Origin of the sequence: Neobacillus sedimentimangrovi, from assembly GCF_010614825.1 — a bacterium.
GTDB lineage: Bacteria > Bacillota > Bacilli > Bacillales > Cytobacillaceae > Neobacillus > Neobacillus thermocopriae.
Map to the genome: position 1 here is coordinate 37,840 of NZ_JAAFZF010000013.1, position 21,993 is coordinate 59,832.

The 21,993-nt window shown below is 35.8% G+C and carries 26 protein-coding genes and 1 pseudogene; 7 read left to right on the forward strand and 20 right to left on the reverse strand.

Going from position 1 to position 21,993, the window contains the following annotated elements; translation table 11 throughout:
- Positions 1 to 110: 110 nt before the first annotated feature.
- Both GZA11_RS06670 and GZA11_RS06675 read left to right on the forward strand, forming a co-directional pair.
- On the forward strand, positions 111 to 809 hold the full coding sequence (locus GZA11_RS06670) for a helix-turn-helix transcriptional regulator (RefSeq protein ID WP_163183264.1): 699 nt from the start codon (positions 111 to 113) through the stop codon (positions 807 to 809).
- A gap of 85 nt (positions 810 to 894) precedes the next feature.
- Positions 895 to 1,143, forward strand: a complete 249-nt coding sequence (locus tag GZA11_RS06675) for a DUF2626 domain-containing protein (RefSeq protein ID WP_038536121.1) — start codon at positions 895 to 897, stop codon at positions 1,141 to 1,143.
- 218 nt (positions 1,144 to 1,361) lie between these two features.
- Here GZA11_RS06675 and GZA11_RS06680 read toward each other — a convergent pair whose 3' ends face one another.
- Complete coding sequence (locus tag GZA11_RS06680; protein ID WP_163183265.1) at positions 1,362 to 2,456, reverse strand: class I SAM-dependent methyltransferase; 1,095 nt, start codon at positions 2,454 to 2,456, stop codon at positions 1,362 to 1,364.
- Positions 2,457 to 2,670: 214 nt separating this feature from the next.
- On the reverse strand, positions 2,671 to 3,306 hold the full coding sequence (locus GZA11_RS06685) for an MBL fold metallo-hydrolase (protein WP_163183266.1): 636 nt from the start codon (positions 3,304 to 3,306) through the stop codon (positions 2,671 to 2,673).
- A gap of 94 nt (positions 3,307 to 3,400) precedes the next feature.
- Between GZA11_RS06685 and GZA11_RS06690 the strand changes: the two genes are divergently transcribed.
- Complete coding sequence (locus GZA11_RS06690; RefSeq protein WP_163183267.1) at positions 3,401 to 3,892, forward strand: hypothetical protein; 492 nt, start codon at positions 3,401 to 3,403, stop codon at positions 3,890 to 3,892.
- Between the two features lie 87 nt (positions 3,893 to 3,979).
- Positions 3,980 to 4,156, forward strand: coding sequence for a DUF2759 domain-containing protein (locus GZA11_RS06695; RefSeq protein WP_038536131.1), 177 nt, complete (start codon positions 3,980 to 3,982; stop codon positions 4,154 to 4,156).
- Positions 4,157 to 4,259: 103 nt separating this feature from the next.
- Here the strand turns inward: GZA11_RS06695 and GZA11_RS06700 are convergent, their stop codons facing one another.
- The 17 genes from GZA11_RS06700 to GZA11_RS06780 all read right to left on the reverse strand — a co-directional run bounded on the left by GZA11_RS06700 (position 4,260) and on the right by GZA11_RS06780 (position 19,042).
- Positions 4,260 to 5,234, reverse strand: coding sequence for an ROK family glucokinase (locus GZA11_RS06700; protein WP_163183268.1), 975 nt, complete (start codon positions 5,232 to 5,234; stop codon positions 4,260 to 4,262).
- Between the two features lie 16 nt (positions 5,235 to 5,250).
- Positions 5,251 to 5,457 carry a YqgQ family protein gene (locus GZA11_RS06705; RefSeq protein ID WP_038536137.1) on the reverse strand — a complete coding sequence of 69 codons (207 nt, stop codon included), beginning with the start codon at positions 5,455 to 5,457 and terminating at the stop codon, positions 5,251 to 5,253.
- Positions 5,458 to 5,573: 116 nt separating this feature from the next.
- Entirely contained in the window at positions 5,574 to 5,768 is a 195-nt protein-coding gene (locus tag GZA11_RS06710) for a hypothetical protein (protein WP_038536140.1), read from the reverse strand.
- Between the two features lie 62 nt (positions 5,769 to 5,830).
- Positions 5,831 to 6,613 carry a DUF92 domain-containing protein gene (locus GZA11_RS06715; RefSeq protein WP_163183269.1) on the reverse strand — a complete coding sequence of 261 codons (783 nt, stop codon included), beginning with the start codon at positions 6,611 to 6,613 and terminating at the stop codon, positions 5,831 to 5,833.
- Positions 6,610 to 7,176 (reverse strand): 5-formyltetrahydrofolate cyclo-ligase, encoded by a 567-nt coding sequence (locus GZA11_RS06720; RefSeq protein WP_038536145.1) that lies wholly within the window; start codon positions 7,174 to 7,176, stop codon positions 6,610 to 6,612. Before GZA11_RS06720 ends, GZA11_RS06715 begins: the two co-directional genes overlap by 4 nt.
- Positions 7,177 to 7,225: 49 nt before the next feature.
- The gene (gene rpmG, locus GZA11_RS06725; protein WP_038536147.1) at positions 7,226 to 7,375 is read right to left on the reverse strand and encodes a 50S ribosomal protein L33; all 150 of its coding nucleotides are present in this window, start codon (positions 7,373 to 7,375) and stop codon (positions 7,226 to 7,228) included.
- A gap of 55 nt (positions 7,376 to 7,430) precedes the next feature.
- Complete coding sequence (locus tag GZA11_RS06730; RefSeq protein WP_038536149.1) at positions 7,431 to 8,060, reverse strand: hypothetical protein; 630 nt, start codon at positions 8,058 to 8,060, stop codon at positions 7,431 to 7,433.
- A gap of 30 nt (positions 8,061 to 8,090) precedes the next feature.
- On the reverse strand, positions 8,091 to 9,323 hold the full coding sequence (locus GZA11_RS06735) for a glycosyltransferase family 4 protein (protein WP_163183270.1): 1,233 nt from the start codon (positions 9,321 to 9,323) through the stop codon (positions 8,091 to 8,093).
- Entirely contained in the window at positions 9,316 to 9,810 is a 495-nt protein-coding gene (locus tag GZA11_RS06740) for a DUF4912 domain-containing protein (protein WP_163183271.1), read from the reverse strand. Before GZA11_RS06740 ends, GZA11_RS06735 begins: the two co-directional genes overlap by 8 nt.
- A gap of 265 nt (positions 9,811 to 10,075) precedes the next feature.
- Positions 10,076 to 10,735, reverse strand: coding sequence for a phosphate signaling complex protein PhoU (phoU, locus tag GZA11_RS06745; RefSeq protein WP_038536154.1), 660 nt, complete (start codon positions 10,733 to 10,735; stop codon positions 10,076 to 10,078).
- Between the two features lie 12 nt (positions 10,736 to 10,747).
- A complete protein-coding gene (pstB, locus tag GZA11_RS06750; protein WP_374717954.1) occupies positions 10,748 to 11,521 on the reverse strand; it encodes a phosphate ABC transporter ATP-binding protein PstB in 774 nt (257 codons plus the stop codon).
- Between the two features lie 68 nt (positions 11,522 to 11,589).
- The gene (pstA, locus tag GZA11_RS06755; protein WP_407938541.1) at positions 11,590 to 12,432 is read right to left on the reverse strand and encodes a phosphate ABC transporter permease PstA; all 843 of its coding nucleotides are present in this window, start codon (positions 12,430 to 12,432) and stop codon (positions 11,590 to 11,592) included.
- A gap of 32 nt (positions 12,433 to 12,464) precedes the next feature.
- Complete coding sequence (pstC, locus tag GZA11_RS06760; RefSeq protein WP_144242955.1) at positions 12,465 to 13,412, reverse strand: phosphate ABC transporter permease subunit PstC; 948 nt, start codon at positions 13,410 to 13,412, stop codon at positions 12,465 to 12,467.
- A gap of 83 nt (positions 13,413 to 13,495) precedes the next feature.
- A complete protein-coding gene (locus tag GZA11_RS06765) occupies positions 13,496 to 14,461 on the reverse strand; it encodes a PstS family phosphate ABC transporter substrate-binding protein (RefSeq protein ID WP_038536163.1) in 966 nt (321 codons plus the stop codon).
- A 253-nt stretch (positions 14,462 to 14,714) separates the two neighbouring features.
- Positions 14,715 to 16,808 carry a peptidoglycan D,D-transpeptidase FtsI family protein gene (locus GZA11_RS06770; RefSeq protein ID WP_038536165.1) on the reverse strand — a complete coding sequence of 698 codons (2,094 nt, stop codon included), beginning with the start codon at positions 16,806 to 16,808 and terminating at the stop codon, positions 14,715 to 14,717.
- 147 nt (positions 16,809 to 16,955) lie between these two features.
- On the reverse strand, positions 16,956 to 18,173 hold the full coding sequence (locus tag GZA11_RS06775; protein WP_038536167.1) for an MFS transporter: 1,218 nt from the start codon (positions 18,171 to 18,173) through the stop codon (positions 16,956 to 16,958).
- Positions 18,174 to 18,433: 260 nt separating this feature from the next.
- The gene (locus GZA11_RS06780) at positions 18,434 to 19,042 is read right to left on the reverse strand and encodes a superoxide dismutase (protein ID WP_038536170.1); all 609 of its coding nucleotides are present in this window, start codon (positions 19,040 to 19,042) and stop codon (positions 18,434 to 18,436) included.
- Between the two features lie 309 nt (positions 19,043 to 19,351).
- Between GZA11_RS06780 and GZA11_RS06785 the strand changes: the two genes are divergently transcribed.
- The 3 genes from GZA11_RS06785 (at position 19,352) to ispG (ending at position 21,760) form a co-directional block, all read left to right on the forward strand.
- Positions 19,352 to 20,122, forward strand: coding sequence for a DUF1189 domain-containing protein (locus tag GZA11_RS06785; RefSeq protein WP_163183273.1), 771 nt, complete (start codon positions 19,352 to 19,354; stop codon positions 20,120 to 20,122).
- A gap of 94 nt (positions 20,123 to 20,216) precedes the next feature.
- The gene (locus GZA11_RS06790; protein ID WP_038536175.1) at positions 20,217 to 20,546 is read left to right on the forward strand and encodes a hypothetical protein; all 330 of its coding nucleotides are present in this window, start codon (positions 20,217 to 20,219) and stop codon (positions 20,544 to 20,546) included.
- Between the two features lie 113 nt (positions 20,547 to 20,659).
- Positions 20,660 to 21,760 (forward strand): flavodoxin-dependent (E)-4-hydroxy-3-methylbut-2-enyl-diphosphate synthase, encoded by a 1,101-nt coding sequence (ispG, locus tag GZA11_RS06795; RefSeq protein WP_200878238.1) that lies wholly within the window; start codon positions 20,660 to 20,662, stop codon positions 21,758 to 21,760.
- A gap of 76 nt (positions 21,761 to 21,836) precedes the next feature.
- On the opposite strand, the pseudogene GZA11_RS16665 reads toward ispG, so the two are convergent.
- A pseudogene (locus GZA11_RS16665) lies at positions 21,837 to 21,993 on the reverse strand (group II intron reverse transcriptase/maturase); the annotation flags it as partial.

Consider the following 21,993-nt stretch of genomic DNA (forward strand, 5'->3'; position numbering starts at 1 on the left):
GAAATTGTGAACATTTTCTAAACTTATAGTGGTTACGTTGTAAACGCCATTCCCTCCTACCATTAGCTATATTATAATGGAATAAATCAAGGGGTCCGAGGTGAACCGAGATGGAACAAACATTAAAGATAACCAATGTTTTGTCAGATCCAACTAGATATTATATTTATCAATACATTATTAAAAGTCATAGTGAGGTAACTGTTCAAGAGATCGCTGATCATTTTCAAATCCACCCAAATGTTGCACGATTACATCTTTCAAAGCTTGAAGATGTGAACATGCTTATATCAGAAACAAAAAAAACTGGAAAAGGTGGAAGACCTAGCAGATTGTATCGATTATCTAACGATGTAATTCAATTGTATTTTCCATTCCGCGATTACATGCTTTTATCAAAGGTAGCCATTCAAACGATGCTCACTCTTGGAGATAAGGGAAGAGAGGCACTTTTTATAACAGGCAAGAAATTTGGCATGGAATTAATCGAGCAAGAAAAGGCAAAAAGAAAAAACGGGAATGAATTAGATTTTGACGAAAAGCTAAGTATATTAAAGAATGCAGCTACACTAGCAGGTTTTTACCCCGAATTTGAAGTAAATGGCGAAAAAACAAAAATTTACTTCCGGATTTATAACTGTCCATTTAAAGAAATAGCTGGAGAACATCCGAATATCGTTTGCAACATGCATCAAGAATTTTTGAAAGGGATGTTTGAATCCCTATTTGATTCAGTTGAATTAATTGAAATGGAAAATATGTTTACTGGATGTGACACTTGCTCCTATCAAGCACTTGTCTCAAACTAATTTGAAACCATTATTTACATGATGTAACCTTTTACTTTATAATATGGTAATGATGGGATTCTTAGAGATACAAGGAGGGATACATATGGATCGCATGTTCAGAGTATGTGGTTTCTGGACGGGCATTTTTACAATCATGTTCTACCTTGGAGACATGGATAAAACAGCAATGCTTTTCTTAGCCCAAACAGGATTTTTCGTATTACTTAGCTATCTAAAACTTTCTGAACGTATGTACATGTATGTGTTCGGAGCATATTTAACTATATTCTTCGCTGGTTTCACATATTGGACTACGTTTATGATGCCGCTTGGTGGAGCCGGTGGACATTAATAAGTAAAAAGAAAGCGCCTAACCTTATATCAATCCCTACAGGATGGACATTGAAGGGAAAGTGACTTGAACTGAACAATCATTACCATTTTTTAATGAATGGTTGTTTTATTAAACAGGAAGTTGCTTAAGATGAAAATTGGCTGGCGCGAACCGAAAAGTTGTACTCTAAATCTTTTCATTAAAAAAACGCCGTCAATATTTCGGCGTTTTTTTCATTATTTTATATTAAATAATTGTTCTTCAGAGACAGTTAGCTGTTTTTGTTGAATAATGATATGAAAAAAACTACTTATTCCGGAAGGCATAATTAAACTTCGTATCGCCCTGTTTCGCTTGCTAATTTCTGAAAAAGGATTAGGATCGTAATGATTTTCTAATTCCTGAAGAATTCCAGTTTTTATCAAAAATTCATCCTGTCTCAGCTTTGTTACAAATTGCAAGTCCACTTTTTCCCCTTTTTGAATAAAAGAATCAAAATGAATATGAGTCGTTATATCCATTTCCCCGGGGTTTTGCAGAATATTTCCTACCATTTTATGCTGGAAATATCCTCTTAAACTTCCGTCCATCCTTCTTAGATCCATCCATTCCTCATTTGTATAGCCATAGTCCGCTGTCACGACCAAACCACTGATCAGATTTTGAGAAATGTCAAAAAGTAAATTCTCCATGGCTAACGGAACTTCAATCCGTTGATTATCCATTAATGTAATCCCGCTTTCTTGCAAAAAAGTTAAAATCGATCGATTGGATAATGGTATTTTTTTCTCATAAAGTCCATTTTCATCTATTCCAATCATTACTTCAAATAGTCGGTCGTCATGTTTTTCGATAACATGCACAGGCAGTGCATCAAAAAGCTCATTGGAAAATACAATTCCTTCGATCGGTCCCATTTCTTTAAGAGACTCAAACTGAACGATTGCTGGATTATTTCTTAGTAATTCTCTTTGCTGTTCTCGATGGTAGGGACTCGTTTCCACTAGATAATATTTTAATGGTACATTTGAACATTCTTCCCACTCACGAAGAAAAGCCTCGGCAAACCGACCGTTACCGGCTCCTATTTCACAGAAGACAGCTGGGAGGCCAGTTTTTTGGTATATCGCGGAGGCCCACTTTGCTATTTGTCGGCCATAAATATCAGAAATATTACTTGTTGTAATAAAATCCCCCTGTTTTCCTATTTTTTGCCTATCTTTCATATAATAGCCAAACTTAGGATGATAAAGTGAGGCGTAAATAAAATCGGCATATGTAATCAATTGGTTCGGTGAATTGGTGATTAATTGATGTATATAAGAAATCATAAGAACTCCTCACGATTAAACACTATTGACATAGTGTTAACTTTATTATATTGTTAGTATAGTAGCTTAACAATATCCCCTCCCATTATATGAATAGAACATCCCCCAGGAAGTCTCTTCTCAATGAGAAGAGACTTCCTTTATTTTATAACCCGCCCACTCATTTGGACCCGTTTATCAGTTTTCTATGATAAACAATTTTTTCAAACCCATTTTAATAACCATTTAAAAAAGGGTTACTATCCATTTCATCGATAATCGTTGTAATAGGACCATGTCCCGATAACACATAGGTATCTTCTGGAAGGGTTAGCAATTTGTTATGGATGCTTTGTAATAGTTGTGATTGATTACCACCTGGTAGGTCTGTTCTGCCAATACTCCCTTGAAATAAGGCATCCCCAGAAATCACAAATCCTTCTTTCTCAAAATAATAGGATACACTACCAGGTGAATGACCAGGTGTATGAAAAACCTGAAATTCAAAATCTCCTATTTTCATAACCCCTTCATCCGTTATCAGATGATCAGCCGGATGTATTTTTACTGTTTCAATGGATGGAAAAAACTGTGATGCATTAAGAATCGGGTCTTCGAGCCATTTTTCCTCTTGCTTATGAACATAAACCGGTATTTTGTATGTATTTCTAATGTCATCAACCGCACCAATATGATCAAAATGAGCATGAGTTAACAGAATAGCCAAAGGTGTTAGCCCCTTGCTTTTTATAAGGTTTATCAATTTATTCCCTTCATCGCCCGGATCCACAATTAAGCAGGTTTTATTCATGCCTTCTATTATGTAACAATTTGTTTGAATATTTCCTAAAGGTATTTGCTGCCATTTCATTTCTTTTACCTCCAAACTAATTGCGCTACAATTATTTTACACCATTACCTATGATTAAGAGAAGAAATCACTTTGTTTGAAAGGGTTGAATAAGATGAAATCAGCGATTGCAGTTGAAGCGAAAGCAGAAATCGAACAATTTCCAGAAATGATTCATTTACTATTTTCGGAAACAGCTATTGATTGGCATTCAAATAATATGTTTATATATCTACAAAGGGAAGAAGCATTACTCGCAAAAGAAATTTTGCATACTACCGATTTGTTTGAACATCTTCATCTAGCACAAATTGTTTCCGAAGGAACGAAAGGCCCATACTTTGAAGAGTATGCAATTCAGCTTGATAGTGATACATATTGTATTCTTACAGATGATTTGGTTTCGTTTTACATAACAGGTAAAAATAAAAATGAACTCTTAATGGCAAAGTACCAATTCGAGGAGCATTTAGTATTGGCAACATCTGAAAATGACAAAAATATTTTTTTCATTGAATTACATAACAAAGAATTAATGCAAAATATTGCTAAAGCTTATAATATCAACATCTTTTTTACCCTCGACAAACGAGAGAAAAAAATATAAAATAATAAAGGATTGTAAATAATATGATACATAATGGTCTACAGTAGGATTAAACGATTTGCAACTAACAAAAAAGGGGGACTATTCATGGGATTGGTTATTATTTTTGCGTTAGTGACTCTACTAGCTGGATATGGTACATTCAGTGCATTAAAAAATAAAAATCTTTTAGGTGCATTTTGGGGGTTAGCATCATTCGCAGTTTTCGGATGGTTTACAGTTATGACCTTCATTAATTCTGGTTACCCTACTGGTACACACTAAGACTGTCTATAGACAGTCTTTTTTTATAGAAGGAAAGTTTACGAATTTTACTTTCTTACCTTTAAAGAAAAAAACCTGTTATGAAACAGGTTTTTGTTAAACATTATCCAATTAATTTATTTTTTATCAACCAGGCAGCACCTAAAACGCCTGCATCATTTCCCAATGTTGCAAGAGCAAGTTTAGTAGAGTTTTTTACAGGAGGAAATGCGAACTTATCGAAATAGTCTTGAACGGAATCCAAAAGAATTTTACCAGCCTTTGAAACGCCGCCTCCAAGAACGATTTTTTCCGGATTCAGGGTATTTGCTATATTAGCTAAGGCCAATCCCAAATGGAAAGCCACCTCATTTAAAACTTTGACCGCTATTGGATCCCCGTTTCTAGCTGAATCAATTACATCCTTTGCCGTTATTTTTTTGCTTCGATTGAAAATATCTGTCAATTCCCCTTTTGAATTAGGTTTATTCATTTCTTCTACCGCTAAACGAACGATCCCCGTCGCAGAAGCAATCGTTTCTAGACAGCCTGTTTTTCCACAATTGCAAGGAGCCCCGCCAACTGGAAGGGTTGTAATATGACCAATTTCCCCAGCTGCACCATTTACTCCAGTGACAATGTTTCCATTTGCGATCACTCCCCCGCCAACGCCAGTGCCTAATGTGACACAAACAAGGTTTTTTGCACCATTTCCTGCTCCTTGCCACATTTCGCCCAATGCTGCACAATTAGCGTCATTTTCAACAGCTGCTGGTAGTGACAGTAGTGACTCAAGGCTGTCCCTTAGTGGAAAATTATCTCTCCATCCTAAGTTTACAGCATTTAAGATGACACCTGTTTCATAATCAATCGGACCAGGAGCTCCCATTCCGACGCCAGCTAAAACAGTCTTGGATTGACCTAATTCCTCTAATTTCTCCATGATAGATGTTGCAATATTAGATGTAATATACTGGCCTTCATTTGAATGATCAGTCGGTATTTCCCATTTATGAAGGATATCCCCATCCATTGAAATAAATGCGATTTTAGTGGTTGTACCGCCTAAATCTACCCCAGCAATCCATTGATTTGACATTCTCCTCACCCAATCTTTAAATTTTTCTCATTTCTTTTAGTGCTTGTATTTCTTGTCGTAAAATTAGCAATGCCGTTTGATAGTCCTTTGTTTCAATTAGCTGTGATTTGTATAATTCCTTTAACTCTTCCTCCATCAATTCAAGGTCAGCCACTCGGTCTCCAATATAAATAACCGTTCCGAATCTTTTTAATAATTGTTGGATATCATAAATCGTTTTCATTTTTTAATCCCCTTAATTCTATTAATGGAGAATGTAACTGATTACATCAAAAGTATAACGTATGCTAAAAACGTCCTCAAGGTAATCTTTTTTGTCAAAAAAAACCATCTGTGGTATTACCATTCAGATGGTCCTCCAAAAACCGATTGCATCATTTTTCTCCTTATAACAGGAAATTTCATTACTGAACTAACTGCAAGACGGCGCATCCAAACAGATGCGAGCAACAGATTCAGTAAACGATATCTGTAACGGAATACCAAATATACTATTGAACCAATCATCATAATAGTAGTTAAGATTCGTGACATAATCATCCCTCCTAACTTTATTTTGTGATGATGGTCATTTTTTATCCAAAAAACAATGGATTTTACGATGGGATAACTAATATAGCAATGATAGACACTAGTAAGCCCGATAGAAAATTAACCATATCATTATCTATTAAGGAGAATCCTTTTATCCTCTTAGTGGGCCTTTGGCAATGCCACATTTTTTCAGTTTCGAGCCCACATTGACTGCAACGATAAACCTGCTGAAAATAAGCACCAATAATGGTATCGATTAAATTACCAACATAACCAAAAAGAAATATCAATAAACCAACGATTATGTCTAGCCGAAAAAACCAAAAGCTCATTGCTGCCATAAGCAGTGATCCCATAAGAGCCGCTGTATTCCCTAATAAACTAACCGCACCTGAAGTACCTTTTTCAACCCGTTTAAATGTTCGAATAAATACTGGATTCTTTTTGCTTAGACTTCCAATTTCGGAGGCCCAAGTATCTGAATTGGCACTTGCTAGAGAACATGCAAAGCCAATTAACCAGGCGTTATCTTGGTAAAAATAAAATAGCAAACTAAAAAGACCAGCCGCTCCACCATTTGCTAGTACTTGGCGCCAATCCCTTGTTGCACCCTTTGCTAATTTCTTCTCTACTGATTGTTTGACTGATCTTTTATATGCAGACCAAAAGCTTGATGTAATAAAGAAAATACCTAACAGAAGTAAGCCCTTAATTCCTACTCCTATAAATACCGCTAAACCTACAGCTATCGCAGCTAGTGAACCAGAACTATTTAATAACTTAAATAAATAACCTACAAAGCCTGTAAGGAAGATCATTAATATTATGAAAATAGGTTCCATCATAAAGGTTTTATAACCTCATCAATCGTAATGATTTTTCCTACAGGATAATCGAATGGCTCGACAGGGAAATCGGGAATGATCTGCTCATTAAATGCGAGAGAAATAGTTTTCCCATGATAATTTGTTAAAAATCGATCATAATATCCACCACCAAACCCAATCCGATAACCAGCTTTTGTAAAGGCTAAACCCGGAACAATTAATAAATCAATCTCATTCGGACCTACCTCTTCTGTCTTTTCCACAATGGGCTCCAATAAGCCATAATAAACTGATTCCAACTGAGAAAATTCAGTTAATATCCGAAAAGATAATTTTTTCTCTTTTGGATAGCATTTTGGAACAACGACTTGTTTCCCTTGTTCCCATGCTTTACGAATAATTTGATATGTATCCACCTCTGGCATTCTTGAAACCGTAACACCCACAGTTTGTGCCTGTACCCATTCTTCCTCTTTATACAATTTAGAGGCAATTTTATAAGAATAATCTTCATAAAGAGGTTTAGAAATTTTGGAGAGTGTTTCCTTCATTTTGTTTCTGATAGAGTGTTTATCAAACATCGTTTTTTACCTCCTAATATACAAAAAAACAGCAGGAAAGCCCTGCTGTTTATTTTGTTTCACGGTGTAAAGTTGTGCGCTTTTCTCTTGGGCAATATTTCTTAAGCTCAAGACGATCTGGGTTATTGCGCTTATTTTTAGTTGAAATATAGTTACGCTCTCCACATTCAGTGCAAGCTAAAGTAATATTTACACGCATGTTTATTTCCCTCCAAACGATTAAGCTAGTTCGTTCATACGACTTTTCTATAATATCATTTTTCAAAAGGAAATGCTAGTGGGTTTTTTAAAAGAGCTTGCTCCATGGAGAGTAATTCATTTTTATTTGAACCACTGATGGTCCAACTATTCAATTTGCAAGTTTCTCTTGAATGTATAGTCATTTTTACAGCTAGTATACTGGCGGCTGGCCCTTTTGCCATGGGCTGATATTTAAGAGTTCCAGCTGGAACAGAGCTCCAAATTTGATCCGTATACGCACTCCATACCGGAACTGTTGTATACTCTTTTAGCAGCTCCCCTTTAAACTGTGCATTCACTAGAAAAATATTATTTTTGCTAATATGAAAAATCTTTTTGTCAGTAGGTGAAATAAATGCTAAATGATCCTGATTTACATTAGAAAAATAATACATCCCCAAAACCTTTATCTCTTTTGGGTGCACCGAATGACTACTAACATAGATACTTGAAAAACGAATTTTTGAATGGATTAATTCGAGTTTCACTTTTATTATTAACTCTTCTTCGAATATAACTTTCTCCGAACTATTATGCATCCAATAATATTTTCCATTCACCCAAATACCTGGAACGAACTCGAGTTGATCAATTGCGGACTGGCGACTAAGAGGATATATATTTTGTGGTACTTTTAAATTCATCTTCATCCACCTTATTTTCAATGATTTGAACTAACGCTCTTTTATGCGGCTATTCAAAACTGTGTCTTCCATCACTGTACTCGTATCAGCTGCAATCCGATTCCATCTGTACAAACTTTCAACCATTTCCATTCCTTTAGCGCCTATTTGATTAGCGATATGTAGATGTTTACTTAAAAAATGGATTTGTTCCAATAAGCTTTTTTCATCGCCGGGATTCATCAACAAGCCAGTTTGTAAATGCTTTATAATACCTTTCAATCCTCCAGTATTTGCAACAATCGTCGGTTTTCCTTGAATCAATGTTTCGAGTGCCACAATACCAAATGGTTCATAAAGACTTGGAAAAACAGCCGCCATACATCCTGAAATCAGTGCATTTTTTTGCTCTTCTGTAATATAACCAATAAATGAAACATGATTTTCCAACCCTCTTTCTACTGTCACCCGACGAAATGTATCAAGCATTGGTCCCTTACCAGCGATGATGAACGTGTAGTCAAACCCTTGTTCTTTCGCCAAAGCTGCTGCTTCAATTATAGTTTCGAATCCCTTTTCCTTTACCATCCTCCCGATTGAAAAAATATACTTCTTATTTTTGAGTTTCGGAATCCAATCTTCTATTTTCGAAAACGTTTCCGGAGGTTCCACACCATTTGGAATAATGATGATATTTTCTTCAGTTGCCTGAAAAACGGTAAGAAGTTGTTCTTTCATATATTGACTACAAACAATAAGTTGATCTGAACCGATAATTAAATCTCGTTCTTTTTCATGAATAAATTTTTGCATTTCTGTATAGATCCCGTTATTTCTACCATGTTCAGTGGCATGAATAGTACTCAAAAGAGGAATGGATAAAACATCCTTCAATACTAAAGCCGCTGCCCCTACTAACCAATCATGGGCATGTATCAAGTCAAAAGTGAATTCCTTTACGAGACTTTCCGCTTTAAATGCCATTGCTAAGTTTAATCCACCAATCCACGATAAAAAACAATCATCTTGATAGTTAAGTGGAGTCACTCGATGAACCTTAACACCATTTATCTCTTCAAAAGATGGCAAATGTCGGTTTCCCGCAGTCAAAATATGAATTTCATGACCAAGCTTGGCCAATTGAACGGCTAAACTACTAACATGCTTAGAAAGACCACCAACAATATTAGGAGGATATTCCCAGCTAAGCATTAGAATTTTTAATTGCCATCCCTCCATAAGTTTTGACTGAGTATCAGCTTGATGAGCGACTAATTTAGGCATTGTTCTCCTCCGGCCTATTTTTTTCCACATAATAACTATAGGTGCTTACGTAATCTCTCCACTTAGGTGGTTCTTCTTCATAGCGCTTAAATTGCAAAACATCTTGATAGAGTTCATTAGAGAGGGGAATATCCGCTGAGGGCGTGTGAATACAGGTAGATCTAAATATTGGAAAAAATGATGTTTCAGAAACATATACCCCCAGTTCAGCGACATAACTTCTGTTAGCCGTCAATCCTTTAATAAACCAAAATCCTTGTTGATAAGAAATGGAAACCTCATAAAAATGATGAGCATTTTTTCCGTTAAAAATAATTTCGGTTACATCATAAATCCTTACAATAGGAACTAACTTATCGAAATTTAAATGAAAAAATGATTGAATAATCTTTTTTGGAATGTCCGAAGCATCCCAGTAGAGAAACATTTTTTGCGGTGTTACCAGTTTCGCCTTCAGTTCACCCTTTATTGGCATTTCTTGGATCATAACTTCCTCCCATTCTGCAAACAATCAGTATATGCTATAAAGAACAAATTATTCCATTAACTATTAATTTAATCGTACCATCAGATTATGATGTTCACAATAAACGCAAATTGTCGGATTTTGCTAATTACGATAGCATCATTGTTTAACTACAAATAAATTTTTTAAAGTCACTTATATCAAATTATTTATTACAGAAATCGACAATTGCCATGATACGAAAAAAAAGATGATCCAAAGTGGATCATTTTCTGAAAAAAATTGTCTAAGCATTTAAATTTTTTCGTTCACCAGTCTCAAGAAAAATAACATTTTCAGCAATATTCGTGGAATGGTCAGCAATTCTTTCAATGAATCTGCACACAAAAGCTAATTGAATGATCTGATTCATCCCGTTTGGGTCTTGTGGAGTATAACTAAGGAACTTCTGAACTAATTTCCCAAATGTTTGATCAACCTCATCATCCTTTTCAGCACATTGATAGGCAATGCTAATATCTTCCGTATAATAGGCTGTTAAAGCATCCCTAACCATATCTAAAGATAATTCCATCATCTTCAGAATATCCCCAAATTCTTTTACAGGCTTTTCCTTCCCGATCTGAATGACCGATTTTGCAATATTTACCGCCATATCCCCAATACGCTCGATTTCAGAAGAAACTTTGATGGCAACATTAATTTTGCGAAGATCTTTAGCCACAGGAGATTCTCTGGTTATGAGCTGAAGTGCTTTATTATGAATTTCCTGTTCCATTTCATCAATTTCATAATCACGGGCAATGACCTGTTTTGCCTTTTTCATATCCTGATTAAAAAATGAGAACATAGCCTCTTTAATCGCATTTTCGGACTGGGAAGCCATATCTACTAACATTTGTTTTAATTGGGCTAAATTTTTGTCAAAATGAGATCGTATAGACATACCCTCACCCCATTATCCAAATCTCCCTGTAATATAATCTTCTGTTCTCTTATCCTTAGGATTGGAAAATATTTTACTTGTTGGGGCAAATTCAATGACTTCTCCATTTAAAAAGAAAGCTGTTTTATTTGAAATACGGGCAGCTTGCTGCATGTTATGAGTTACAATGATAATGCTATATTCCTTCTTTAATTCCATGACAAGCTCTTCTACTTTTAAGGTGGAAATTGGATCGAGAGCCGAAGTTGGTTCATCCATTAAAATGACATCCGGTTCAATCGCAAGACAGCGGGCAATGCATAGACGTTGCTGCTGTCCACCAGATAAACTATACGCATGATGATTTAAACGATCTTTTACCTCATCCCAAAGAGCCGCGTTTCTTAAGCTCTTTTCAACGATTTGCTCCAATACTTTTTTATCACGAATACCATGAATTTTGGGTCCATAAGCCACGTTTTCATATATGGATTTTGGAAATGGATTAGGTTTTTGAAATACCATTCCAACCTTTGTACGCAGTTCTTCAACTTGATAAGATCGATCAAGGATATTTCTGTTACGGTAAAGAATTTCACCAGTAGTTTTCACACCTGGAACTAATTCAATCATTCGATTCAATGTTTTTATATATGTCGATTTCCCACAGCCGGATGGCCCAATTATGGCTGTTACTTCATTTTCCAAAATATCTAGATTGATATTTTTTAGAGCATGTTTTTCACCATACCATAAATTTAATTGACTTGTTTGATACACAATATTTTTTTCTTGTGTGGAATCCATTTTCCTCACTTCTATCTGTGGAGAAACCAGAGTGATCGTCATATAACGGCCTCCTTGTTGAATAAAAATTAATATCGCTTTTGAAATTTATTTCTTATTAATACCGCTAGGGAATTCATAAACAATAAAAGGATCAGTAACACAATAATTCCTGCTGCCGCAAGTGAATGAAATTCTTCTTGCGGACGGCCGGTCCAGTTATAAATTTGCATTGGTAAAACAGTAAACATATCAAAAATAGATTTGGGTAAATAGGCAAGAAATAATGGTAATCCAAGTACGACCAGTGGTGCCGTTTCACCAATTGCACGGGATAAGGCCAATATCCCTCCTGTCAAGATTCCAGATATTGATGCAGGAAGCACAATTCTTACAATCGTTTGCCATTTAGTAGCCCCCATAGCATAGGATGCTTCCCTTAATGAAACAGGTACAGCTCTTAGTGCTTCCTGAGCCGCAACAATAATAATAGGTAAAACTAGCAAACTCATTGTAAGACCGGCTGCAAGGACACTTGTCCCTAATGCTAAAGCACGAACAAAAACGGTTAGTCCCAGTAAACCGAAAACAATGGATGGCACACCTGCCAAATTTGATATATTTACTTTAATAAATGCAGTGAAACGATTGTCCTTTGCATATTCTTCTAGATAAATGGCTGTCGCTACCCCCAACAATAACGAAACAGGTGCTACAACTGCCATTAACAAAACTGAGCCAATCAAGGCTGTATATACACCTGCTTGCTCTGGCTTCCTAGAGGGAAGACTTTGTAAAAACTGTAAATCTAAGTAACCTATCCCCTGTGAAAAAATTCGATATAATAGTACTCCTAAAATGAATAATCCGAACATCATTGCAGCAAAAAATAGGATTTTAGCAAATAGGTTAACTTTTAATCTTGCTTTCATTCGTGCAAATAGTGATTCATGATCAATAAAATTCATTCATATTCCTCCCTAAACCGGCGAGAGATATATTGAGCAATCAAGTTCATAATTAGTGTAAAAATAAAAAGTGTCATCCCGACAGCATAGATGCTGTAATAAATAGTCGTCCCATAACCAGCATCCCCTTGACTAACTTGTACAATATAAGCAGTCATCGTTTGGATCGAGTTTGTTACATTCCAATCAACGTTTGGTGTAGATCCTCCAGCTATCGCTACGATCATTGTTTCACCAATTGCACGGGAAATGGCCAATACAATTGAAGAAATAATGCCAGAGATCGCAGCCGGAAGAACCACTTTTAAAGCTACTTCAAATTTTGTCGATCCAAGAGCAAAAGCTCCTTCACGCATAGAATTTGGGACGGAGACTAACGCATCTTCAGAAAGTGACGCAATCATTGGTGTAATCATAATTCCAATAACAATTCCCGGGCTCAACGCATTAAATAATTCAAGCCCAGGTATGATTTCCCTTAATAATGGAGTTACAAATGTAAGGGCAAAAAAACCATAAACGATCGTTGGAATTCCGGCCAACACTTCCAATATTGGTTTAATTATCCTGCGAGTACGTTCGGAAGCATACTCACTTAAATAGATAGCGGATGTCAATCCAATTGGAATTGCTACAATTATTGCAATAAAAGTAACCTTCAATGTTCCTAAAACCAAGGGAAGGATGCCAAAAGCCCCTTCATTCTCAGAAAATGGATACCATTTTTTTGTCGTTAAAAATTCCAGAATCGAAACCGATTGAAAGAATGTGATTGTTTCAAAAATTAAGGTTAAAACGATCCCAATTGTTGTTAATACAGATACCACTGCTGCCGATAATAAAACTATTGGTATGATTTTTTCAATAATGCCAGCAGCATTTTGCTTTTTTTTCTCTTCAATTAATTTCTGGATGGAAAGAGAATTCACATTTTGATTAGCCAATTCAATAACCCCTTTCGATTACATAACAATATGAGAAGCTCAAATTGGCCTCTCATATTGTATCGGGTATGAACTCCAACTTATTATTTTAGCCCCTCTAATGTTTCTAGCTGTTTATTGTATTCATCTTTAGGCAATTTCACGTAGCCCACATCCTCAGATAAGTCTGCGACATTTTCTAAAACAAATTTTACAAAATGATAAACCTCTTCTTTGTCTTTAATTGCTGAGTTTTTCACATAGGTGAATAATGGGCGTGAAAGTGGTGCATATTCACCAGATTCAATGGTTTTATTATTTGGCTCAACCGGACCATTTCCTCCATCAATCGGTACCACCTTTAGATTATTTTTATTTTCTAAATAATAAGCGTAACCAAAGTAACCAATCGCATTCTTTTCTCCTTTAACGCCTTGAACTAAAATATTATCATCTTCAGAAAGAGCTGCTTTTTCTGCTAATGGTTGCCCTTCCAGAACTACTTCATCAAAATAATCGTATGTTCCAGAATCTGTTCCAGGAGAGAAAAGCTTGATTTCCTCATCCGGCCATTCTGGTCGAATGTCAGACCACTTCTTCACAGTACCATCTTCAACCCAAATTTTCTTTAATTCGTCGATCGTAAGGTAATCTACCCAATCATTCTCTTTATTTACAACAACAGTAAGCCCGTCAAATGCTAATTTTAATTCAGTATAATCTATGCCTTTTTCTTCAAGTTTGGCTTTTTCTTCATCTTTAATTGGCCTGGAAGCGTTGCTTAGGTCTGTTTCACCAGTAATAAATGCTTCAAATCCTCCGCCTGTCCCAGAAGATGCCACAGACACCTTCACGCCAGGTTGCTCCATTCCATACTCTTCAACAACTGCCTCCATAATTGGGAATACTGTGGAAGAACCATCTATTTTAATTTCACCTTGCAGCTGCTTTGCTTCTTCATCTACTTTTTTACCATTATTATTCTGTGTTTCTTGTGCATTGCAGGCTGTGGTGAATGCTAGCACTCCGCTCATCATGGCTGTTAGTGCTAATTTCTTAAAGCTTTTCATTCCTTAATTCCCCCTAAAAGTTCCGTTTTATTTGTTGGCATATATGGCCTACAAGACTAAGAATAAAGTATTACTGTTAACCTGGTTTGAAATTAGTGTTAAACATTTGTAAATGGATGTTGAAAATTTGTAAATTTCTATTCGAAAAGATAAATTTCTCATGTTTTTAGTACAAAAAAACTTGCCTCATAATTGAGACAAGTTTTGCATATTAACAATGGACTAGTATATATTGTTATAAATTTGAGCTCTTCTAATTCGCAGTAGAAGTTTCAGTTGTATTTTCGCCACCCTTTTTTAATTCAAAATAAGCATCCATTACACGACGGCCTATTAAGTGATTGATACTTGGTCCGCTATGCCCCTGGTAGGCCCACGGGACAACTACAGCCATTGCTATTTCCGGATTATCATATGGTGCATAGGCAACAAGACTTAAGTTCGTCACTTCTGTTCCACGTTTTGATTTATCAGAACCATCGTAAAAAGCTTCAGCAGTCCCCGTTTTTCCTGCAGGATTATAAGAGGCGCTTTTCCAGTGACCCACACCTGTACCGTCACCAACTTGCATTACCATACGGAATCCTTCTTGTACCCGCTTAATCCATTCCTCTTTCATATCAATACGATTTAAAACCTTTGGCTGAATTTCTTCAATAATAGGTCCTAATTCATTATTTTCCATTAACGGTTCTCGAATTTCCTTTACAATATGTGGCTGAACCCGATAACCGCCATTTGCAATTGTTGAAACATATTGAGCAACCTGAATTGGTGTATATGTGTCATACTGGCCGATAGCCAAGTCCAAAAGCAAACCAGGAGTCTTTGCTGAACCTGGGAAACCTGACATTTCATTCGGAAGATCAATTCCAGTTCGAATACCAAGTCCAAATTGACTATAGTATTTTCTTAGTGTGTCAAATGCTGAATAATCAATAGGAAGCCCTTTATTAGGGATATATTGTCCACCAGCCATTTTAATCACTGTTTTCCACATATAAACGTTAGATGATACCTGTAAAGCCCTTAAATCATTGATGGAGCCAAACGTTTTCCATGAAGATTTGACAGGTGTACCCGCTATTCTTAATGGTTCATCCAATAAAACTGTTCCTGGCGTTATGGCACCAGAATGGTATCCTGCCAAAATGGTTGCACCTTTAACAACAGAACCGACGTTATAGGAGCTGGTAAAAGTACCTTGGGCATAGTCTTTCATTTCAAGTTTTCCTGTTTCTTTATCCTTGACCAATTGTCTGCCCGCCAGTGACAGGATTTCACCTGTTCGAGGATCCATTAAAACAACAAATGCTCGGTCTAAGAGACCGGTATTGGAGCTTTTTTTCGCATTCCACATTTCTTCCTCAATAATTTTTTCAACCTGGGACTGTAGCTCCATATCAATAGTTAAGACAAGATCTTTTCCTCTCTTACCTTCTGAAATAACCTCAGTAGATAATACTTTTCCTGATTTATCTGTAATGTTTTTTACCTTAGCCTTTTCTCCACGCAGGACATCTTCATATTTTAATTCAAGATAACTTTTTCCAACCCGATCATTTCGACTATAATCACGTGCCAGATATTTATCAAGCTGCTCCTTTGGTAAGCCTGATTCTGATGAAGACACATCCCCAAGGATAGACTTTAACGTTTTACCAAACACGTATTCCCGTTCCCAATCCGTTGTTGTATCAACACCTGGAAGATTCTCCAAATTTTCACTAACTGCTGCAAATTCCTCTGGAGTGACATCTTTATTTTTTACAATCTGTGGGGTTAATGCATAACCACTATTAAAAGCCATATAAATGGCCCATGTTTCCAGGTCGTCATGGGTTAATCTGGCTAAATCCTTATCATTAATTCTTTCGAGTTGCAGCTTATATATATCTTTATCATCCAATTTTTTCTCTTTGAATAAAGCCCACTCTTTGTCCTTAATTTTAGCTTTTGCCTCTTCTGGATAGAGAGTGATCCAAAGGTCTTTTTTATCACGTTCACGAACTTTGGATATATCTTTATCAATCAATTTTGCTAATTTTTTTGCTGTATCAAGCATTTCTTTTTTCGTTGTATCTTTTGATTTTGTATAAATAATCGCGTTTAAAGGAGTATTATCTACGATAACATTGCCGTTTCTGTCAATGATTTTTCCTCGCGGTACAGGGTTACTTACCGTAATATCCTCTGTCCTTTCAATCTCACGTTTAAAATCCTCGCCAAATACAATCTGTAGTTCTCCCAGACGTAAAATGAGAATTGAAAATAATAAGAACACAATAAAAAATAACATATTTAGCCGAAACGGAAGCTGTGGCTTCTTCTTTTTATTTCGATTCATGGTAAAATCCACCTTCCCCTACACTTAACCTTTTCTATTTTAAAGGAATAAGATGATTTTTTCCACGAGGAACTCTTGCCAGTATCACAAAACTTGAACTCCCTAAATCTACATAGAAAAATGCGATGAGCAAAAATGCACATCGCATTATGTAACTGGCAACTGCACTCTTTTTATAAATAAATATATCAATGTATGTCCAGCACCAAGTAGCAATAATAGGATCGGTATACTTTTTTCCTCATTAAATAATGTAACTGCCGCTAAAAAGGCGAGGATCGAAACAATCCTTCCTGAATTTAAAAATATTTCCCGGACAACAATATATTCTATTCTCATTTCAGCAGCTTTCCAACCAATCCCAATTACATCATATGTTGTTGAATTATATGGGACGAGTAGGAGCGGGTAGGCAATAGCAATTGTTCCAGCATAAATTAACAGTTTAACATAACTGACATCCCAAACAATTAACAAAACAGCAGCGTAAAGTAAGATCCCGCCGATAAGAATGGCTTTTTTTCGAAAAGATTTCTTAATATATCTTGAAGCAAAATAATAAGCGATGAACGATATTCCTGAATTTAATAATCCAAAGGTTCCTAAAGCCATTTCACTACCTGTTGCAATATATACAAATACAGAAATAACAAACAAAAACGTTCCTTCTCTAAGCCCTTGAAAAAAATGAGCATTTGTCACAAGACGCCAATTTTCATTTTGTTTTCTTTCTTCAATAATTCTCTTAAAACAATACTTTCCTTTTGCAGGCCTTCGCTTTAACGAAAAGCTTAACAATACGGCAAGAGCAAATAATCCAAGTGATAAACCGAAGATAATTGTATAACCAGTAAATTTTTCAAATTTTGTAATAATAATGCCAGCAGCAATTGGGCCAATCATTCCTCCAAAAGAAGAAAGAATCCCTAAAAATCCATTAAAAAAATCTCTTGTCTCTGGCTCCGTTATTTCAAAAGTTAGGACATTATAGGCAAGCCAATAAAAACCATAGCCAATTCCCAATAAACTTCCTAGGAGGAGTAAATAGGATGAGGCATTCGTTCCAGTTATGAGGACAGCAGCGTAAAACAGAGCCAAAAATATGACTCCAATCCTTAATACAATCACCCTATCGATTTTTTTAGCCCAGCGTCCTGCTAAAATAAACGTTAACGGTTGCAGGACAACAATCGATAGGTTATAAAGCGCAAGATCAGTAAATTCACCCGTTTGTTTCCATAAATAGATGTTAACAAATGTGTTAGAAAGGGCCACACTCAAAGAGTATAAACCGCCAATGATCAACAATAATGTTAAATCCTTTGTAATTTCAACGTCCCCTAAAAACTTAAATTTTTTCGCCATAAAGAACTCCCCTTTTTCTTAAAAAGTAGTCTTCAACAAGAGAAGAGTTCTTATTCAATTTTAGAGGAAATAAAAGAGGGTATCCACAAAGTATAACTTTTAGTACAACCTTGTTGTTTAACTTTGTGTTATTCAAAAATAAAAAAAGTGAAGGAGTGATCTTCTACCTATTTAATAAAAAACTAAAGAAAAAAGGCTGATCCCAAAAAAGTCCTTTAATAGACCTTTTGAGGCAGCCTTTATTTGTTTAAATTTAATAATTATTTTGCAGCGCTGTAACGCTTAGCCACTTCATCCCAATTAACTACATTCCAGAATGCAGCAATGTAATCTGGACGTTTGTTTTGATATTTTAAATAGTATGCATGCTCCCATACATCCAAACCAAGAATTGGAGTTTTACCTTCCATTAATGGAGAATCTTGATTTGGCGTGCTGGAAATCTCTAACTCACCATTGTTTACAGATAACCAAGCCCAGCCAGAGCCGAAGCGAGTAGTAGCGGCTTTTGTAAACTCTTCTTTAAATTTTTCAAAGCTACCAAATTTATTATTAATGGCTTCAGCTAATTCACCTGTTGGTTCACCGCCTCCGTTAGGAGAAAGAATTTGCCAGAACAATGAATGGTTCGCATGGCCACCACCATTATTACGAACTGCAGTACGAATTGCTTCAGGCACTGCATCCAAATTAGAAATTAATTCTTCCACAGTTTTGGAAAGCAATTCTTCATTGCCAGCAAGTGCGTTGTTTAAATTAGTAACATATGTGTTATGGTGTCTTGTGTGGTGAATATTCATTGTTTCTTTGTCAAAATGTGGTTCAAGAGCATCTTCTGCATAAGGTAATTTTGGTAATTCAAAAGCCATGAAAAATTCCTCCTATGTATTATTTTAATCACAGCTTTAGTAGCTAAAAACCCCTTTGGAGTTTTAGAAAATTCTAAAGCTTCTTCTTAAGATTACCAAAGACCGGTAATCGATATCAAATAAAATGCTCCCATTAAACAAATATAAAATCCCTCAAAATCCTATTTATTATACCAAGGAAGCATGGGGACTTCATCTATTTATTGTACAAAATAGGACACCTATTCCAAAGAACTATGAATGATTCTTGTGCAGAACTGCTTCAATAGATACAATAGAGTGATGAATACTATTTGAAGGTGGTTTGCTATGAATATTTTTAAACAATTTATTAAAAGTATTTATTCTCCAAAGGATATTGCTTTATTTCGTTTACAAGGGATCGGAAAAACCATTATTTATGTCTTCCTATTAACTCTCATTTCAATTATTCCTTCCATTATTTATTTTAGTTCAGCATTTACTACAGGACTTGAAATGACGAAAACATACATGAATAAAACACCTGACTTTTCTATAAGCAATGGTGAACTAACTGCGGACACGGAAGTACCGGTCATTATCAAAGAAAATTCATTGACATTCGTACTGGACCCAACAGGAGCCATTTCCGATGCGGATATTGCCAATGAAGGAGATGCAATCGGACTTTTAAAAGATGAATTTGTTATTTCAGCAGGGGGGCAAACGAAAACTTCTTCCTATTCCATGATGCCGGGTCTTGAATTATCAAAAGATGGAGTTAATGATTTTATTACCAATATCATAAGCCTAAAAAATATAATCATTCCCTTAACGGGAGTAATCATGTATTTAATGGCAATTGTATCCATGTTTATTGAGATATCTATTGTTGCTTTAATTGGCTTGGCATTAGCGAACATTTTAGGTAGAAAACTCAATTATTCTCACCTTTGGAGAATGGCTACTTACAGTGAAACCTTGCCAACACTATTTTTTACGATCATGGCTGCACTAAAAACAACAGTACCAAATGGTTTCGTTATTAATTGGATTGTTGTTTTAATCGTGTTATTATTAGCTATTAATGAAATACCGAGACAGAATCAAAGCAACTGATCATCTTTTCAAGATGTTCGTTGCTTTTTTTTGTTCTACATATAGTTGGACAAGCATACGTATGAACTATCTTTAAGAATAGGGGGCTTATCCGATGAAGAAGTTAGTAGGTTTGATTTTAGTAATCCTTACTATATATGTTATTTTTATTGACCTGACAGTTGGAACCATCCCTTCCGTCTCGAAAACAACGGTGGAATCAACTATAGAGGATACTAAAGAACCTAAATCGGACATACCTTCTTTTCAAGCAAAAGTGAATCCAGGTGAAACGGTGATTACAATCGTGGAACATCATTTAAATCAACCTCTTCCAATCCCTATTTCTGATTTAATTAAAGACTTTCAGCAGTTAAATCCCGGAATAAAACCAGAAGAAATTCAAATTGGCTCTACATATCATTTTCCCGATTACTCAAAATAATGAGGCTAACCCTTATTCTTGTCAAAATCACAACTGGACTGATACAATTAAGTCGTATTGCTTTTAACCCATATTTTTCAATCCATTAAAGGAGAGAATTCCACGTGAGTGAAATAATACATCGAACAAAAACCCGTCCTGTTAAAGTTGGTAATTTAACAATTGGCGGAAACAACGAATTAATTATACAAAGTATGACAACAACAAAAACACATGATGTAGAAGCAACTGTTGCAGAAATAAAACGACTAGAAGAAGCAGGTTGCCAAATTGTCCGTGTTGCTTGTCCAGATGAACGAGCAGCTAATGCCATCCCAGAAATTAAGAAAAGAATTAATATTCCTCTAGTTGTTGATATACACTTTGATTATAGACTGGCTCTTAAAGCTATTGAAGGCGGAGCTGATAAAATCCGAATTAACCCAGGTAATATTGGAAAAAGAGAAAAGGTTGAAGCAGTTGTAAAAGCTGCTAAAGAAAAAGGAATACCGATTCGAATTGGAGTTAATGCTGGTTCTTTAGAAAAGAAAATTCTTGATAAATATGGTTATCCTACCTCTGATGGTATGGTTGAAAGCGCACTTCATCATATCAAAATTCTTGAGGATTTAGATTTCCACGATATTATTGTTTCAATGAAAGCATCAGATGTGAATCTTGCCATTGAGGCATATGAAAAAGCCGCTCGCACTTTTGACTATCCTTTACATTTAGGAATTACAGAGTCTGGTACATTATTTTCCGGAACCGTAAAAAGTGCGGCAGGACTTGGAGCAATAATTAGTAAGGGAATAGGAAATACTCTTCGGATCTCATTAAGTGCCGACCCTGTGGAAGAAGTAAAAGTTGCCCGAGAACTGTTAAAAGTATTTGGTCTTTCTTCCAATGCTGCTACCTTAATATCCTGTCCAACTTGTGGCCGTATTGAAATTGACCTCATTAAGATTGCAAATGAGGTTGAAGAATATATACAAAATATTAAAGCTCCAATAAAGGTTTCTGTCCTTGGCTGTGCAGTTAATGGACCTGGTGAAGCCCGTGAAGCGGATATTGGGATTGCTGGTGCTCGTGGGGAAGGACTGCTATTTAGAAAAGGGAAAATTGTCCGTAAAGTCCCTGAATCCGAAATGGTTGAAGAATTAAAAAAAGAAATTGACAAGTTAGCTGAAGAATATTTCAAGAAAAAAGCAGAAGAAGAAAAAGCATTGAAATAACAATCGAGTAGGAGGGGGTGATTAACCCCCGTCCTCTCACACCACCGTACGTACGGTTCCGTATACGGCGGTTCAATCAAGATAAATGACGCAAGAATTCATAACGTTTCTGTAGACTTTTAAGCCCTTGGTTACTCCAATAGGAGTTTCCAAGGGTTCTGTGTAATATGGGACTTTTTGAGATTCGCCAATAACCTTTACGACTGTTCCCCCATTCATAAGCTTTCCATTCA